This window comes from Microbacterium pollutisoli, from assembly GCF_053586795.1.
Genome location: NZ_JBNYWT010000001.1, coordinates 527,905 through 544,034 on the forward strand (window position 1 = coordinate 527,905; position 16,130 = coordinate 544,034).

The 16,130-nt window shown below is 72.1% G+C and carries 17 protein-coding genes and 2 tRNA genes; 9 read left to right on the top strand and 10 right to left on the bottom strand.

Going from position 1 to position 16,130, the window contains the following annotated elements; genetic code table 11:
* The first annotated feature begins 219 nt into the window (after positions 1 to 219).
* Positions 220 to 477: a hypothetical protein gene (locus ACQ143_RS02550; RefSeq protein ID WP_449569148.1), complete on the top strand. Its 258-nt coding sequence runs from the start codon at positions 220 to 222 to the stop codon at positions 475 to 477.
* Here ACQ143_RS02550 and yczR read toward each other — a convergent pair.
* Positions 474 to 1,889 carry a MocR-like transcription factor YczR gene (gene yczR, locus ACQ143_RS02555; RefSeq protein ID WP_449569149.1) on the bottom strand — a complete coding sequence of 472 codons (1,416 nt, stop codon included), beginning with the start codon at positions 1,887 to 1,889 and terminating at the stop codon, positions 474 to 476. The genes ACQ143_RS02550 and yczR overlap by 4 nt on opposite strands.
* Positions 1,890 to 1,950: 61 nt before the next feature.
* Here yczR and yczE point away from each other — a divergent pair, with 61 nt between their 5' ends.
* The gene (gene yczE, locus ACQ143_RS02560) at positions 1,951 to 2,574 is read left to right on the top strand and encodes a membrane protein YczE (RefSeq protein WP_449569150.1); all 624 of its coding nucleotides are present in this window, start codon (positions 1,951 to 1,953) and stop codon (positions 2,572 to 2,574) included.
* Positions 2,575 to 2,586: 12 nt separating this feature from the next.
* Here the strand turns inward: yczE and ACQ143_RS02565 are convergent, their stop codons facing one another.
* Positions 2,587 to 2,802, bottom strand: coding sequence for a methyltransferase (locus ACQ143_RS02565; protein WP_449569151.1), 216 nt, complete (start codon positions 2,800 to 2,802; stop codon positions 2,587 to 2,589).
* A gap of 141 nt (positions 2,803 to 2,943) precedes the next feature.
* Here ACQ143_RS02565 and ACQ143_RS02570 point away from each other — a divergent pair.
* The 6 genes from ACQ143_RS02570 to ACQ143_RS02595 all read left to right on the top strand — a co-directional run bounded on the left by ACQ143_RS02570 (position 2,944) and on the right by ACQ143_RS02595 (position 5,158).
* Positions 2,944 to 3,016 (top strand) — tRNA-Arg (locus ACQ143_RS02570).
* Positions 3,017 to 3,065: 49 nt separating this feature from the next.
* A complete protein-coding gene (gene orn, locus ACQ143_RS02575; protein ID WP_449569152.1) occupies positions 3,066 to 3,689 on the top strand; it encodes an oligoribonuclease in 624 nt (207 codons plus the stop codon).
* A 32-nt stretch (positions 3,690 to 3,721) separates the two neighbouring features.
* A tRNA-His gene (locus ACQ143_RS02580) sits at positions 3,722 to 3,797 on the top strand.
* Between the two features lie 223 nt (positions 3,798 to 4,020).
* Positions 4,021 to 4,377 carry a metallopeptidase family protein gene (locus ACQ143_RS02585; RefSeq protein WP_449569153.1) on the top strand — a complete coding sequence of 119 codons (357 nt, stop codon included), beginning with the start codon at positions 4,021 to 4,023 and terminating at the stop codon, positions 4,375 to 4,377.
* The gene (clpS, locus tag ACQ143_RS02590; protein ID WP_449569154.1) at positions 4,377 to 4,667 is read left to right on the top strand and encodes an ATP-dependent Clp protease adapter ClpS; all 291 of its coding nucleotides are present in this window, start codon (positions 4,377 to 4,379) and stop codon (positions 4,665 to 4,667) included. Before ACQ143_RS02585 ends, clpS begins: the two co-directional genes overlap by 1 nt.
* Entirely contained in the window at positions 4,664 to 5,158 is a 495-nt protein-coding gene (locus ACQ143_RS02595; RefSeq protein ID WP_449569155.1) for a DUF2017 family protein, read from the top strand. The genes clpS and ACQ143_RS02595 overlap by 4 nt, the downstream gene beginning before the upstream one ends.
* Positions 5,159 to 5,186: 28 nt before the next feature.
* Here ACQ143_RS02595 and ACQ143_RS02600 read toward each other — a convergent pair whose 3' ends face one another.
* The 6 genes from ACQ143_RS02600 to gatC all read right to left on the bottom strand — a co-directional run bounded on the left by ACQ143_RS02600 (position 5,187) and on the right by gatC (position 10,883).
* Positions 5,187 to 5,771: a hypothetical protein gene (locus ACQ143_RS02600; protein WP_449569156.1), complete on the bottom strand. Its 585-nt coding sequence runs from the start codon at positions 5,769 to 5,771 to the stop codon at positions 5,187 to 5,189.
* On the bottom strand, positions 5,755 to 6,075 hold the full coding sequence (locus ACQ143_RS02605) for a hypothetical protein (protein ID WP_449569157.1): 321 nt from the start codon (positions 6,073 to 6,075) through the stop codon (positions 5,755 to 5,757). The genes ACQ143_RS02600 and ACQ143_RS02605 overlap by 17 nt, the downstream gene beginning before the upstream one ends.
* Before the next feature lie 48 nt (positions 6,076 to 6,123).
* A complete protein-coding gene (dinB, locus tag ACQ143_RS02610; RefSeq protein WP_449569158.1) occupies positions 6,124 to 7,389 on the bottom strand; it encodes a DNA polymerase IV in 1,266 nt (421 codons plus the stop codon).
* A gap of 145 nt (positions 7,390 to 7,534) precedes the next feature.
* Positions 7,535 to 9,049: an Asp-tRNA(Asn)/Glu-tRNA(Gln) amidotransferase subunit GatB gene (gene gatB, locus ACQ143_RS02615; protein ID WP_449569159.1), complete on the bottom strand. Its 1,515-nt coding sequence runs from the start codon at positions 9,047 to 9,049 to the stop codon at positions 7,535 to 7,537.
* The gene (gene gatA, locus ACQ143_RS02620) at positions 9,049 to 10,572 is read right to left on the bottom strand and encodes an Asp-tRNA(Asn)/Glu-tRNA(Gln) amidotransferase subunit GatA (RefSeq protein WP_449569160.1); all 1,524 of its coding nucleotides are present in this window, start codon (positions 10,570 to 10,572) and stop codon (positions 9,049 to 9,051) included. Before gatA ends, gatB begins: the two co-directional genes overlap by 1 nt.
* Before the next feature lie 11 nt (positions 10,573 to 10,583).
* Complete coding sequence (gene gatC, locus ACQ143_RS02625; protein ID WP_449569161.1) at positions 10,584 to 10,883, bottom strand: Asp-tRNA(Asn)/Glu-tRNA(Gln) amidotransferase subunit GatC; 300 nt, start codon at positions 10,881 to 10,883, stop codon at positions 10,584 to 10,586.
* 65 nt (positions 10,884 to 10,948) lie between these two features.
* On the opposite strand from gatC, the gene ACQ143_RS02630 reads away from it, so the two are divergent.
* Positions 10,949 to 12,649 carry a long-chain-fatty-acid--CoA ligase gene (locus ACQ143_RS02630; RefSeq protein WP_449569162.1) on the top strand — a complete coding sequence of 567 codons (1,701 nt, stop codon included), beginning with the start codon at positions 10,949 to 10,951 and terminating at the stop codon, positions 12,647 to 12,649.
* Between the two features lie 12 nt (positions 12,650 to 12,661).
* Here ACQ143_RS02630 and ligA read toward each other — a convergent pair whose 3' ends face one another.
* Together ligA and mnmA are read right to left on the bottom strand one after the other, a co-directional pair.
* Positions 12,662 to 14,977 (bottom strand): NAD-dependent DNA ligase LigA, encoded by a 2,316-nt coding sequence (gene ligA, locus ACQ143_RS02635; protein WP_449569163.1) that lies wholly within the window; start codon positions 14,975 to 14,977, stop codon positions 12,662 to 12,664.
* Positions 14,978 to 15,029: 52 nt separating this feature from the next.
* Positions 15,030 to 16,127, bottom strand: coding sequence for a tRNA 2-thiouridine(34) synthase MnmA (gene mnmA / locus ACQ143_RS02640; RefSeq protein WP_449569164.1), 1,098 nt, complete (start codon positions 16,125 to 16,127; stop codon positions 15,030 to 15,032).
* Between the last annotated feature and the right edge of the window lie 3 nt (positions 16,128 to 16,130).

Consider the following 16,130-nt stretch of genomic DNA (forward strand, 5'->3'; position numbering starts at 1 on the left):
GAGGCGGCCTGTCCGCCCTGCTCCGGCATCCGCGTGCCCCACGGATGCCGGAGCCCCACCAGCGTCGGGCACGGCGCCGGTCGCCGGGCGGCGATGCGCGGCATCTGTGGACAGATCGGGGCAGAGGTGCCGGTGTGGAGGAAGCGGCGCTCCGGCGAGGCCGTGGTGCGCCCGGCGATGTCGGAGGCCGGACGTATGTTCGACGCGGAAGGGAGAGACATGACCACCGCACTCGCGCACCGTGACCTCGCCGGCCCCGCCCTGACCGCACACGCCCGACTGCTCGCGGTCGGGCCCAACCTGTGGCGCGTCGTCGACACCGACGGCCGCGCGGTCGGTCACCTGGCGGCCCAGCGCGGACCGCACGGCGTGCGCTGGGAGGCACGCCGCTTCCACGTGCCCAGCCGCCGGTTCCGCACCGTGGGGGCGTTCTGGACCGCGGCCGAGGCCGTCGACTGCCTGCGGCTGTCGCGCTAGACGACGGCGTCGACCAGATCGGCGGCCGGGGCCGGCGCGGCCGAGCGCACCGCCGGCCAGCAGTCGACGAGCACCTCCGCGGCGCGCGCGAGCTGATCCGCCGGTTCGGTGAACGGCACCCGCAGGTGCCGGTCCTGGACGCCGTCGACGGCGAAGCGCGACCCCGCCGAGAGGTATACGCCGCGGGCACGCGCGGCCAGCACCAGGCTCGAGCTCAGCGGCGCGTCGAGCTCGATCCACAGCGCGACACCGCCCGACACACGCGGGACCCGCCAGGCGGGCAGTCCCGCCGACAGGGTGTCGACGAGCGCATCGCGTCCGGCGCGCAGCAGGTCCGCGCGCTGGCGGAGGATGTCGGGCAGCAGCGGGATGGTGCGCAGGGCGACCGCCTGCTCGAACTCCGGGGTGCCCAGGTCATGGCGCGGCCGGGCGGCCGCGAGCCGCTGCACGAGGTCGGCGCGGGCGCGGATCCACCCCACGCGCAGCCCGCCCCAGACGGTCTTGCCCAGTGAACCCACCCGCACCACGTCGTGTTCCCGGAACGCCGGCAGCGGCACGGGGCCGTCGATCGCCAGGTCCCCGGTGGTCTCGTCGACGACGATGACGGTGCCCGCCCGCCGTGCCGCCTGCGCGATGGCGGCCTCCTCGGTCTCCGTCATGCAGCGGCCCGTCGGGTTCTGGAAGCGCGGCATGAGGTAGGCCATCGCAGGCCGGGTCCGTTCGAACGCCTGCACCGCGCGATCGAGGTCCCATCCGGCATCCACGGTGACCGGTACCGACACCAGACGCGCCCCCGCCGAGCGGAGGGCCTCCGCCGCGTGCGGATAGGTCGGCGTCTCGATCACCGCGCGCGCCCCGCGGGTCAGCAGCAGACGGCCCAGCAGGTCGATCGCACTCTGCGCACCGGTGGTGACCATGATCTCGTCCACCGAGGTCGGCACGCCGCGCTCGCTGTACCGCTGCGCGATCGCGGCACGCAGCGCCCGGTGCCCCCACACGTCGTAGCCGGCCCGCGCGACCAGTGCCGCGGCATCCTGTGCGACATCGGTGAGGATGCCGGCCAGCCCCGGCCAGGCTGCCGGACTGGCGCGCTGCAGGTCGAGCGCGTCGCCGTCCACCGGGACCGGGCCCGTCTCGCGCCGAGGCAGCGGCAGGGTCACACTGCCGGAGCCGCGCAGGCTCTCGATGTGCCGCGTCGCCCGCAGCTCCCGGTACGCGGCGGCCACCGTCGTGCGGCTGACATGGAGGGCGGCGGCCAGTTCCCGCTCGGCCGGGAGTGCCGTGCGCGGGGCGAGTCGATTGTCCAGGCACAGCAGGCGGATGCCGTCGGCCAGCGCCTCATAGGCGGGCTCGCGTGTGCGCCATCCGCCGAGGGCATGGGCGAGGGCGCGTGCGGTGATCCGGGAGTCCACACGGCCACGCTAGTGGAATTGGACTGCTCACAGAAGGCCAAATGTGCGATTGGATGTCTTCATGCGATTTCTCCGCTTCGCGCAGCTGCTCGTCGGTCTCGGCCTGTTCGGCGCCGGGTGCGCCCTCATGGTGCGCGCCGGGATCGGCCTGGATCCGTGGACGGTCTTCGCCGAAGGCGTCTCGAAGCAGACGGGGATCGGCATCGGGTGGGTCACCAACGCGGTCGGGTTCCTCGTCCTGCTGCTGTGGATCCCGCTCCGGCAGAAGCCGGGCATCGGCACCGTCGCGAACATCCTGTTGGTCGGCACCAGCATGCAGGGCACGCTCGCGGTCGTGCCGGCCGTGCACGGCTGGTGGCTGCAGTTCGCGGTCTTCCTCGGCGGCGTCGTCGTCGTGGCCGTCGCCTCAGGGCTGTACATCGGCGCGAACTTCGGGCCCGGCCCGCGGGACGGCCTCATGACCGGGCTGAATCAGCGCTTCGGCTGGCCGATCTGGGCCGGCCGCCTCGGCGTCGAGGTCACCGTGCTGATCGCGGGCTGGCTGCTGGGCGGCACCGTGGGCCTGGGCACCGTGCTGTTCGCGGTGCTCATCGGCCCGCTCGTGCACGTGACACTCCCCTGGTTCGACCGGCGGCGGCGCCGCCGGGAGCCGGTCCCCGTGGCGGCGACCGCACCGGTGGCGTAGGTACGCCGCCGCTCAGTGCTCGCGGAACATCGGCCAGTCCGCCCCGGGGGGCATGTGGCTGTGCAGGGCGCTCTTGGCGACCTCCATGGTCGGATACGTGCCCAGGCTGGCATCGGCGTCGGCCATCGTGACGGTGTACCCGTCCGCAGTGCGACGGATGCTGCCCGCCACCCTGCCCTGTGAGCCGTACGCGACCCAGAGGGTCGATGCCGGTGATGCGGTGCTCATGCGTGACTCCTTCATCCTCGACTCGTCAGGTGCGACCGACCCTACGCCGCGCCGTCTCCGGGCGCCAGGCCCGCGGCCCCGGGCGGCGGCCCAGCGTGCGCGGGATCGACGCCAGGCGGTACCGTAGGAGGCGCACCTTCACCCTCCATAGCTCAGTGGACAGAGCGAGCGGCTTCTACCCGCCAGGTCGGGGGTTCGAATCCTCCTGGAGGGGCGTCGCCCGCACCGTCGGGCATGTCGGCCGCGGTCAGTAGACTGGCGGCATGGTATCCGCCGCTGAGAATGACCGTCTCGTCTGGATCGATTGCGAGATGACCGGTCTCGATCTCGCGGTCGACGAACTGGTCGAGATCGCTGTGATCGTGACCGACTTCGAGCTGCGTCCGCTCGACGCCGGCTTCCAGACGGTCATCAAGCCGAGTCAGGCGGCGCTCGACCACATGAACGAGTTCGTCACCGAGATGCATCGCGCCTCGGGACTGCTGGATGAGATCGCCGGCGGGGTGAGCCTGGCGGAGGCCGAACTCGAGACGCTCGACTACATCCAGCGGTTCGTTCCCGAGGGCAAGGCTCCCCTGGCCGGCAACACGATCGGCACCGACCGCATGTTCCTCGCCAAGTACATGCCGCGCATCGACCGGTGGCTGCACTACCGCAACGTCGACGTGTCCACCATCAAAGAGCTGTCGCGGCGCTGGTATCCCCGCGCGTACTACAACGCGCCCGAGAAGAACGGCGGTCACCGGGCGCTCGCGGACATCCGCGAATCCATCCGCGAGCTGTCCTACTATCGCCAGGCGGTGTTCGTGGCCCAGCCGGGACCGACCAGCGAGTCGGCGCGGGAGGTCGCGGCGGCGACGGTGTCGTCGTTCGCCTCCGGACTGTAATAGACTGTTCGGGTTGCCTGTACAGGCACATGGTGGGTATAGCTCAGTCGGTAGAGCACCTGGTTGTGGTCCAGGGGGTCGCGGGTTCAAGTCCCGTTACTCACCCCACGTGGGCGAGGCTCACACCCGCGGTCGGCGGAAACCGTCCGGCCCGGGTGTGGGCCTCGTCTCTTTCCGTCTCGGCGGTCCGCGGCCCCGAGAACATCCTCGTCGGCATCGACAAGAGCCTGAGCTGAGGGCCGGCGACCGCGCCGCCGGACCGCAGACCACCCGTCACGGTAGGGTGGGCATGGTGTCTGCGTCGGGGCCCGACGACCCGCCAGGACGAGGGGTGGAAGTGATCGAGATGGATGCCGAGGCGTTCGAGACGCTGGTCTCGGAGGAGCTCGACCGCCTGCCCGACGACATGGTCGCGGGGCTCGACAACGTCATCTTCCTCATCGAGGACCGGCCCGAAGACGGCAGCCTCGACCTGCTCGGCCTCTACGACGGGCTCGCGCTCACCGAACGCGGCCAGTACGGCATGGGTGAGCTGCCCGACCGCATCATGATCTACCGTGAGCCGCACCTGGATGTCTGCGACGATCTCGACGGTCTGCGCGACGAAGTGCACACGACCCTCGTGCATGAGATCGCGCACTACTACGGCATCGACGACGCGCGCCTGCACGAACTCGGGTGGGCGTGATGGCGGGCACTCTCCCCCTGGAAGACGTCGACCTCGAGGCCACCACGGTGGCCTCCCGCCCGTGGCAGACGGTCGTGTGGAACGATCCGGTCAACCTCATGAGCTACGTGGTGCACGTGTTCCGCGAGTACTTCGGCTACTCCCGGGAGCGCGCGCACGCGCTCATGCTCGCCGTGCACCATGACGGGCACGCGGTCGTGGCTTCGGGTGCGCGGGAACAAATGGAACTGCATGCGGCGGCGATGCACGACTACGGACTGTGGGCGACCGTGCGGGAGGCCCCGCAATGAGCGCGCCCGCGGCCCTCCTGGTGCTCACCCGTCTCGAGGCGGCGCACCTGACGGCCCTGACGCTGCAGTTCAGCGAGCTGGTCAGCGGCGCGGTCCCGCCCGCGCACGACCCCGCGGTGGCGCGGCTGGTCCCCGACGCGTACCAGGACGACCCCGCCGCGGCCCAGGAGTTCCGCACACTCACCGAGAGCGACCTGCTCCGGCGCCGCGCCGACGATGCCGCGCGCGTGCTGGCATCCTTGCGCAGCGACGGCGAGCTGCTCGACCCGACCCGGCTGGACCCCGACGACACCTCGGCCGAGTATGCGGTGGCCCTGGATGCCGAGCACGCCGGCGCCTGGCTGCGCACCCTGTCCGCCCTGCGGCTCGTGCTCGCGTCCCGGCTGGGCATCGAGGACGAGACCGACGGGGATCCCGACGATCCCCGGTTCGGCTTCTACGAATGGCTCGGCTATCGGCTCGACGGGCTCGTCCGCGCCCTCGAGGGATGATCAGCACCCTCGAGGGATGATCAGCCGCTCACGGGACGGTGAACACGTGCGTCGCCCAACGCGCGGGCGCGTGACGCCGCGCATGCTCGCGCTCCTGCGCGGCCCAGCGCTCCCAGTGCGGACGGTACGTGTCGCCGTCGCGGGCCAGCGCCCGCTCCCGCCGTGACACGGCCGGTGACTCGAGCCACACGGTGATGTCGGCCAGCGGTGCGGTGCGCGGGGTGAGCGCGCCCGCCCCCTCCACGATCAGCGGGGTGCGCGGGTCGGTCGCAGAGCTCTCGGCCGGCCGGTCCTTCTCCCAGTCCCAACGCCGCCACCGCCCCGGCAGGCCGTCCGCCCGGGGCTGCAGGATGTCAGCGGCGAGGATGTCGCTGGCGGAGGCCAGCCCGTCCCAGCCGGGGTAGATCGTGTCCAGGGCCAACAGCGTCACCGGCGCACCGTCCGAGGACGCCGACTGGGCGATGGCCGCGGCGAGGGTCGATTTGCCGGACCCGGAACGGCCGTCGATGAGCACGACCGGTGCGTTGGTGCGGCAGCGGCTCAGCGCGTCGAGAACCCAGGCGGCGGCGCGGCCCAGCGCCGCGCCGACCGGATCGTCACCGCTTGAGGGCACGGATGATGCGCGCGAGGGCGCGCCCGGCGACCCAGGCCAGGGGCACGGCGACCGCGAGCAACGACACGAGGTTCGGCTCGAACCGCAGATCGTCACCACGGCGGATGTATGCCCCGAGGGGAATGGTCAGGCCTGCGCCGCCGCCTCCCCCGTTCTCGGCGTTGTCCTCGCCGGCGCCGAACGCCGACCAGGAGGCGGCCACCGGGATGAATCGGACGCCGTCGACGTCCTGCTGCTCTCCGTACACGCTGGTGACGCCGAGCGAGGCCGCCTGCTTGCCGAGTTCCAGTGCGAGATTGGGCATGGCTCTACCGTACTGCCCCGGCGCCGCCGGCGGAACGGGGTCGGGCGGTCAATGCTCCTGGTGATGACCCGGTCGCGGACTCGACGGCAGCGCATTCACGTCGCGCCGTGGTCCCAGGACGCTGGCACGCGTCACCGCGGCCCGTCCGAACCGGGCCCGCGCGTCGTCGAGCGCCTCGTCCACCCGGCGCCAGTCCTCGTCCTCATCCCACAGCGCGAGCGCCCCGCCGCCGGTGGTGCGCAGCTTCTCGCCGCGCACCCCGATGAGCCGGACCGGCTGGACGAGGTCGACCCGCGACAGCAGATCGATCGCGACATCGCCGATGCGCTGTCCGACGTGGGTGGGTTCGGGCAGGGACTGGGAACGCGACAGCGTCGTGAAGTCGGCGAAGCGCAGCTTGATGGCGATGGTGCCGGCCTCCCAGCCGCCTTCCCTCAGACGGGCCGCGACGCGGTCGGCCAGCCGCCGCAGCTCGGAGCGGAGGACGGCGGGGTCGGCGACATCCTCGAGGAAGGTCTCCTCGTGGCCGACGGACTTCTCCACCCGGTCGACTTCGACGGTGCGCGGGTCCTCCCCGCGCGCGAGTTGCAGGATTCGCGCTCCCCCGGCCGCGCCCAGGGTGCGCTCGATCACCGACCGCGGGGCGGTGAGGATGTCGGCCACCAGACGGATGCCCCGTCCCTCCAGAGCTTCGGCCGCCTTCGGCCCGACGCCCCACAGGGCACGGACCGGCAGCCCGGCCAGGAACGTCGGGGTCTCGGCGGCGCTGACGACGAGCAGGCCGTCGGGCTTGGACAGGGTCGAAGCGATCTTGGCGACGTGCTTGGTCGCGGCCACCCCGACGCTGCAGGTCAGCCCGGTGTCGGCGCGCACCCTCTCCCGCAGCATCGCCGCGATGCGGCCGGGGCTGCCCCACAGGCGCCGGGCGCCGGAGACGTCGAGGAACGCCTCGTCGATCGACAGCGGCTCGACCAGGGGTGTGACGGAGTGGAAGATGTCCATGACCTGCCGCGACAGCGCGGCATACCGGTCGAAGTGCGGAGTGACGACGATCGCGTGCGGGCACAGGCGCAGGGCCTGCCCGGTCGACATCGCCGAGCGCACCCCGAACCGGCGGGCCTCGTACGAGGCGCTCGAGACCACGCCGCGACCCTCGGCGCCGCCGACGATCAGGGGCTTGCCGGCCAGCGACGGGTCGTAGAGCACCTCGACGGACGCGTAGAAGGCATCCATGTCGACGTGCAGGATGCGCGTGCCGGTGTCGTCGGCGTCCGGCGGCGACACCCGCCGTCCGCTCCCGTCCCCGCGTCCCATGCCCCTATTCTCCGCGCTCGCGCCGACATCGCGGCCCCGCGAAAGAACATCCGGCGGCCGAGAGCACGGGGTTCACCCGTTCTCTCGGCGTGCCGTTGTTCTCGCGCGGACGGCGGTCGGTGCTCCCGGACGGCGGTGGGGGTTGCTACTGGGCGGCGCGTTCGAGGATGAGCTCGCGCACCCGGGCGGCGTCGGCCTGGCCGCGCATGGCCTTCATGACCGCGCCGATGACCGCACCGGCGGCCTGCACTTTGCCGTCGCGGATCTTGGCCAGCACGTCCGGCTGCGCCGCCAGCGCCTCGTCGATCGCCGCGATGAGCGCGCCGTCGTCCGACACGACCGCGAGCCCGCGGGCGTCGACGACCTCCTGCGGCGTGCCCTCGCCCGCGACGACGCCTTCCAGCACCTGGCGGGCGAGCTTGTCGGTCAGCGTGCCGGCATCCACCAGCTTCTGCACCTCGGCGACCTGTGCCGGCTCGATGAGCGAGGCCGCTTCGACGCCCTGCGCGTTGGCGATGCGGCTGATCTCACTCATCCACCACTTGCGGGCGGCGGCCGGCGTCGTCCCGGCAGCGATGGTCGCCTCGACCTCGGCGAGCAGGCCCGCGTTGACCACGCCCTGGAAGTCGATGTCCGCGAAGCCCCAGTCGGCCTTGAGCCGGCGGCGGCGCGCGGCCGGCGGCTCGGGCAGGGCGGCCCGCAGCTGCTCGATGAGCTCTGGCGACGGCTCCACCGGCAGCAGGTCCGGCTCCGGGAAGTAGCGGTAGTCGTCGGCATCCGACTTGGGGCGGCCCGGCGACGTCGTGCCGGTGTCCTCGTGCCAGTGCCGCGTCTCCTGCGTGATGGTGCCGCCGGCGGCGAGGATCGCCGCCTGCCGCTGGATCTCGTACCGCACCGCGCGCTCGACCGACCGCATCGAGTTGACGTTCTTCGTCTCGGTGCGCGTGCCGAGCTTCTCCTGGCCGCGGGGGCGCAGCGACACGTTGGCGTCGCAGCGGAGGTTGCCGCGCTCCATGCGGGCCTCGGAGATGCCCAGGGCGATCACGATGTCGCGGATCGCCGCGACATAGGCCTTGGCCACCTCGGGGGCCCGGTGCTCGGCGCCGAAGATGGGCTTGGTCACGATCTCGACCAGCGGCACGCCCGCGCGGTTGTAGTCGACCAGCGAGTACTCCGCGCCCTGGATGCGCCCGGTCGACCCGCCCATGTGCGTGAGCTTGCCGGCATCCTCCTCCATGTGCGCGCGTTCGATGGGGATGATCACCCGCTCACCGTCGGCCAGCTCGATCTCCACCTCACCGTCGAACGCGATGGGCTCGTCGTACTGCGAGATCTGGTAGTTCTTCCCGAGATCGGGGTAGAAGTAGTTCTTCCGGGCGAACCGGCTCGACGGCGCGATCGAGCACCCCAGGGCCAGGCCCAGGCTGATCGAGTAGCGCACCGCGGTCTCGTTGACGGTGGGCATGGCGCCGGGAAGGCCCATGTCGACGGGTGAGACCAGCGTGTTGGGCGCGGCGTCGTGGTTCGCGGCGTTTGCCGGGTTGCCCGAGGCCGAGAACATCTTCGTCGCGGTGTTCAACTCGACGTGCACCTCGAAGCCGAGCACCGGCTCGTACAGCTCGAGCGCCTTGTCGAAGTCCATCAGCGCATCGCGTGCCATCAGCGGGCCCCTCCGTTCGATCCGTCCAGCGCGGGCGCGCGGTCCAGCAGCAATCCGCCCCACTCGGCAACCAGACGGGCCTCGAGTGCGGCGCCGACCCGGTAGAGCCGGGCGTCCTCGCGCGCCGGCGCGAGGAACTGGATGCCGACGGGCAGCCCGTCGTCGTCCGCCAAGCCCGACGGGATCGAGATCCCCGGGACCCCCGCGAGGTTGGCCGGGATGGTCGTCACGTCGTTGAGGTACATCTGCAGCGGGTCGTCGACCTTCTCACCGAAGCGGAAGGCCGTGGTCGGCGCGGACGGCGTCGCGATGACGTCCACCTGCCCGAACGCCGCGTCGAAGTCCTGCTGGATGAGGGTGCGCACCTTCTGCGCGCTTCCGTAGTAGGCGTCGTAGTAGCCGGCCGACAGCGCGTAGGTGCCCAGGATGATGCGGCGCTTGACCTCTTCGCCGAATCCGGCGTCGCGCGTGGCGGCCATGACGTCCTCGACGGTGCCGCCGGGGACGTCGACGCGCAGCCCGAAGCGGACCGAGTCGAACTTCGCCAGGTTGCTGGAGGCCTCGGCCGGAAGGATCAGGTAATACGCGGCGACCCCGTACTCGAAGTGCGGCGCGCTGACCTCGACGATCTCGGCGCCGGCGGCCTCCATCGCCGCCAGTGCGGCGCGGAACGAGGCGGCGACCCCGGGCTGGAACCCGCTGTCGGGCAGCTCGCGGATGACACCGACCTTGAGCCCCTTGAGGACGGCGCCGGAGGCGCCTTCCCGGGCGGCGGCGGCGAACGAGGGCCACGCGTCGGTGAGCGAGGTCGCGTCGTGCGGGTCGTGCCCGCCGATCACGTCGTGCAGCAGCGCCGAGTCGAGGACGGTGCGGGAGACCGGGCCGACCTGGTCGAGGCTGGATGCCAGGGCGATGGCGCCGTAGCGGCTGACGCCGCCGTAGGTCGGCTTCATGCCCACGGTGCCGGTGACGTGCGCCGGCTGACGGATCGAGCCGCCGGTGTCCGATCCCAGCGCCAGGGGGGCTTCGAACGCGGCCACGGCCGCGGCCGAGCCGCCGCCGGAGCCGCCGGGGATCCGGCCCAGGTCCCACGGATTGCGCGTGGGACCGTAGGCGGAATGCTCGGTCGAGGAGCCCATCGCGAACTCGTCCATGTTGGTCTTGCCCAGCGGCACCAGGCCCGCGGCCCGGGACCGGGCGACGACGGTCGCGTCGTACGGGGACATGAAGCCCTCGAGGATCTTGGACCCGCTGGTGGAGGGCATGTCGGTGGTGACGAGCACGTCCTTGATCGCCAGCGGCACACCGGCCAGTTCGCCGAGCTGCTCGCCGGCGGCGCGGCGCGCGTCGATGTCGGCGGCGACCTCGAGCGCGTGGTCGCTGACATGCAGGAACGCGTGGATGCCGCCGTCGACGGCCGCGATGCGGTCGAGGTGCGCACGGGTCGCCTCGACGCTGGAGACCTCGCCGGAGCGCAGACGCGCGGCGAGGTCGGCGGCGGAGAGTCTGGTCAGATCGGTCATGTCGGCCCCGCTCACTGCTCTTCGCCGAGGATCGCGGTGACGCGGAACCGGTTGTCGGCGGCATCCGGCGCGTTCTGCAGCACCTGCTCGACGGTGAGCATCTCGCCCACTTCGTCCGGGCGGAACACGTTGGACAGGGCGATGGGGTGGCTGGTGGCGGCGACGTCGGGCGTGGCGACCTGCGACACCTTGGCGATGTTGTCGACGATGACGTCGAGCTGGCCGGTCAGCCGATCCACTTCCTGGTCGCTGAGCTGGATCCGGGCGAGGACGCCGAGATGGCGCACGAGATCGGGGGTGATTTCAGACACCCCACCAGTCTACGGTCGCGCCGGGCACCCCCTTTCCCCGCCGGTGTGCGGCGTAGGGTGGAGCGGTGCAGAACTACGACCCGCCGCGCCCCTGGATCGCCAGCTACGCCGAAGGCGTGCCGGCCGACCTGCCCCCGGTGACCGGAAACCTCACCGACCTGCTCGCCGCGTCCGCCCGGGACTACCCCACCGCGCCGGCGCTGCAGTTCTTCGGTCGCACGACCTCGTACCGCGAGCTGGCCGCCGCGGTCGACCGGACCGCGGCCGGGCTCAAGGCCCGCGGGGTGCGCGCCGGCGACCCCGTCGCCATCGTGCTGCCCAACTGCCCGCAGCACATCGTCGCGTTCTACGCCGTGCTGCGCCTGGGCGCCGTCGTGGTCGAGCACAACCCGCTCTACACCGCCCGGGAGCTGCGCAAGCAGTTCGAGGACCACGGGGCGAAGGTCGCGATCGTGTGGAACAAGGTCGTGGCCACGGTGCAGGACTTCCCCGCCGACCTGGCGGTGGACACCCTCATCTCGGTGGACGTGACCCGCGCCATGCCGCTGGGCCTGCGCCTCGCGCTGTCGCTGCCGATCGCGAAGGCGCGCGAGTCGCGGTCGGCGCTCACCGAGCGGGTCTCGGGCACCGTCACCTGGGAGAAGCTGCTCGGCGCCGAGCCGCTGCCGGCCACCCATCCGGCGCCGGCCACCGACGATCTCGCGATCATCCAGTACACGAGCGGCACGACCGGCACCCCCAAGGGTGCGGCGCTCACGCACCGCAACCTGCTCTCCAACGCCCGGCAGGCGCAGGCGTGGGTGCCGTCGATCCAACGGGGTGACGGCTGTGTCGTCTACGCGGTGCTGCCCATGTTCCACGCCTACGGGCTGACGCTGTGCCTGACCTTCGCGATGTCGATGGGCGCGCGACTGGTGCTGTTCCCCAAGTTCGACCCCGACATGGTGCTCGAAGTCACCAAGAAGCACCCGGCGACCTTCCTGCCGCTGGTGCCCCCGATCGCGGACCGGCTGCTGGCCGAGGCGCAGGCGCAGGGGGTCTCGCTGCAGGGCACGTCGATCGCGATCTCCGGTGCGATGGCGCTGCCGCACGACCTGGTGGTGCCGTTCGAGCAGGCGTCGGGCGGGTACCTCGTGGAGGGCTACGGCCTGTCGGAATGCTCCCCCGTGCTGATGGCCAACCCGGTCGCCGACAACCGCGTGCCGGGCACCGTCGGCCTGCCGCTGCCGGGCACCGAGTGCCGGGTCGTCGATCCGGACGACCCGACGGTGGACGTCCCGGCCGGTGAGCGCGGTGAGCTGCTCGTCCGGGGGCCGCAGGTGTTCAGCGGGTACTACGGCAAGCCCGAGGAGACCGAGCGCGTCTTCGTCGACGGGTGGTTCCGCACCGGCGACATCGTCACGATCGACGAGGCCGGGTTCGTGCGCATCGTCGACCGGATCAAGGAGCTCATCATCACCGGTGGCTTCAACGTCGCGCCCACCGAGGTGGAGAACACGCTGCGGCAGCATCCGCGGGTGGCCGATGTGGCCGTGGTGGGTCTGCCCAGCGAGCACTCCGGCGAGGAGGTCGTGGCCGCGGTCGTCCCGGACGGGGACGAGGACCTCGATGTCGAGGAACTGCGCGAGTGGGCTCGCGGCATCCTCACGCCGTACAAGGTGCCGCGCCGCGTGTCCGTGGTCGACGAGCTTCCGAAGTCGCTCATCGGCAAGGTGCTGCGCCGGCAGGTGCGGGAGTCCCTGCTGCAGCTGACGACGGGCGGCTGAGCGCCGGCGGGCTCACTCCAGCGCGGACGGGCCCTGTTCGACGAGCAGCCGGAACTGTGCGGCGTCGATGATGCGCACCCCGAGGGCCTCGGCCTTGGCGAGCTTGGATCCGGCACCGGGTCCGGCGGCGACGAAGTCGGTCTTCTTCGAGACGCTCGACGCGGCCTTGCCGCCCGCCGCGATGATCGCCTCCTGCGCCCCTTCCCGGGTGTATCCCTCCAGCGTGCCGGTGGCCACGACGGTGATCCCCTCGAGGACGCCGCCGGTGGCCTGTGCCCCCGGTCCGGGGTGACCCGGGGTGGCCCACCGGACCCCGGCGTCGGCCCAGCGCTGCACGATCTCCTGGTGCCAGTCCACGGCGAACCAGTCCTGCAGCGATTCGGCGATGATGCTGCCCACGCCTTCCACGGCGGCGAGTTCTTCGGTCCCGGCGGCGCGGATCGCGTCCAGCGACCCGAACCACTGTGCGAGCGCCCGGGCGGCGACCGGTCCGACATGGCGGATGTTGAGCGCGACCAGCAGCCGCCACAGGTCCTTCGTCTTGGCCTTCTCGAGCTCGGCCAGCAGCGTGATCGCCTGGGACGACGGCTGCGGCCCCTCCTTGCCGGCCTTGCGCTCGGCCGCCGTGGGGTTGCGGCGGAACGGGGCGCGCACCTTCGCGACGCCGTCGTCGTCGACGCGCGGCAGCCCCGTCTCGGCATCGCGGACGACGAGTTCGATCGGCACCAGCTCGTCCAACGTCAGGGCGAACAGTCCCGCCTCGGTCTGCAGCGGTGGTGTGGCCGGGCGCAGCGGCTGTGTGAGCGCCGCGGCGGTGACCTCCCCGAGCGCTTCGATGTCGAGCGCGCCGCGGGACCCGATGTGCTCGACGCGGCCGCGCACCTGCGCCGGACACGACCGCGCGTTCGGGCACCGCAGGTCGATGTCGCCCTCCTTCATGGGACGCAGCGCGGTGCCGCACTCGGGGCACTCGGCGGGCATGACGAAGGCGCGCTCGCTGCCGTCGCGCAGGTCGACGACCGGCCCGAGCACCTCGGGGATGACGTCGCCGGCCTTGCGGAGCACGACCGTGTCGCCGATGAGCACCCCCTTCGCCTTCACGACATCCTGGTTGTGCAGGGTGGCCTGCCGCACGACGCTACCGGCGACGTGCGCGGGCTCCATCACCGCGAACGGCGTGGCCCGGCCGGTGCGGCCGACGGACACGACGATGTCGAGCAGCCGCGTCTGCACCTCCTCCGGCGGATACTTGTACGCGATCGCCCAGCGCGGGGCCCTGCTGGTCATGCCGAGCTCGTCGTGCAGCGACAGCTCGTCGACCTTGACGACGATGCCGTCCAGTTCATGCTCGATGTCGTGGCGGTGCTCGCCGAAGTGCGCGACGAACTGGGTGACCTCGTCGATGTCGGCGCACACCCGTGTGTGCGGGCTGGTGGGCAGCCCCCACTGCGACAGCAGCTCGTACACCTCGCTCTGCGCGGCCACCGGCGGGTCGGGCCATGCACCGATCCCGTGCACGTACAGGGCGAGCGAGTCGATGCGCAGGAGCGCGGCCTCACGCTCGAGACCCGTCTTCTTCTCCAGCTGCTGACGCAGACCCCCGCTGGCCGCGTTGCGCGGATTCGCGAAGGCGGGGAACCGGCGGGCGGCGGCCGTACGCGCCTTCTCCTCGTCGAACGCGCGCTGCGCGCCCGCGCGGGCCTCGTGCCGGGCGCGTGCATCCTCGAACGCGCGCTCGCGGAACTGCGCCTGCGCGGCGTTGAGCCGCTCGAACGCGGCCACCGGGATGAAGACCTCGCCGCGCACCTCGACCAGCGGGGGGTGCCCGGTGCCCGACAGACGGGACGGGATGCCGGCCACGCGCAGCGCGTTCTCGGTGACGATCTCACCGACGCGGCCGTCGCCGCGGGTGGCGGCCGAGGTGAGCACGCCGTTCTCGTAGCGGAGGCTGATGGCCAGGCCGTCGATCTTCAGCTCCGTCAGCCAGGCGACGTCGCGGCCGGCCGCGAGCCGGGTCTTGGCCGCCCAGTCGCGCAGCTCGTCGACGGAGAACACGTTGTCGAGGCTCAGCATGCGTTCGGCATGCTCGATGGTGGCCAGGCCGGTCGATTCGGCCGCCCCGACCATCTGCGTGGGCGAGTCCTGGCTCTGCAGCTCGGGATGGAGCCGCTCGAGCTCGGCCAGGCGCCGCATCCAGCCGTCATAGGTCGCGTCGTCGACCAGCGAGGTGTCGCGGCCGTAGTACGCCTCTTTCGCCTGGAGGAGACGACCGGTCAGGTCTTCGGCTTCAGCGCGGGCGTCGGGGAGCGAGATCTCGTTGTCCGGCACCTCGCCAGTCTACGAGCCACCCCGGACATCGGCACCGGGCGCGGGGGTGGCGTCAGGCGCCGACCGGCACCGCCGACACGGTGCGGTCGATGGTGAACTGTCCGAGCACGCGGGTGCCGTCGTACAGCACCGCCGTCTGCCCGGGCGCGACCCCGTCGAACGGCGTGTCGGGCACGACGGTCACCGTGCCGTCTGCGATCTCGGCGCGCGCGGGCACCGGCTCGGCGTGGGCGCGGATCTGCACGTCGCAGGCGAAGGCGGACGACACCGGCGGCCGGCCGGCCCAGCTGTGCCGCGCCCCGGAGATCTCGGCGGTGGCCAGCGCCTCCTTGGGGCCCACGACGACGGTGTTCGACACCGGGCGCACCTCGAGCACGAAGCGCGGCTTGCCGTCGGGGGCGGGCACGCCCAGCTGCAGGCCGCGTCGCTGACCGACGGTGTAGGCGTGGGCGCCCTCGTGGCTGCCGACGACCGCGCCGGTGCGGTCGACGATCTCACCGGACCGGCTGCCCACCTTCTCGGCCAGCCAGCCGCGGGTGTCGCCGTCGGGGATGAAGCAGATGTCGTGACTGTCGGGCTTCTGCGCCACCGTAAGCCCGCGTTCGGCCGCTTCGGCGCGCACCACGGCTTTGGACGGCGTGTCACCCAGCGGGAAGTACGTGTGCGCGAGCTGGTCGGCGGTGAGCACCCCCAGCACGTACGACTGGTCCTTGGCCGCGTCCGACGCCCGGTGCAGTTCGCGGCCGTCGGGGCCGTCGACGAGCAGGGCGTAGTGGCCGGTGCAGACCGCGTCGAAGCCGAGCTCGATGGCACGGTCCAGCAGCGCGGCGAACTTGATCTTCTCGTTGCAGCGCATGCAGGGGTTCGGGGTGCGCCCGGCCCGGTACTCGGCCACGAAGTCCTCGATGACGTCGTCGCGGAACCGCTCCGAGAAGTCCCACACGTAGAACGGGATGCCCAGCCGGTCGGCGGCGCGGCGCGCGTCCATGGCGTCCTCGATCGTGCAGCAGCCCCGGCTTCCGGTGCGGAGGGGCCCGCCGGCACGGGACAGCGCGAGGTGCACGCCGACGACGTCGTGCCCCGCGTCGACGGCCCGGGCGGCCGCGACGGCGGAGTCGACGCCTCCACTCATGGCCGCCAGAATCCGCATGGG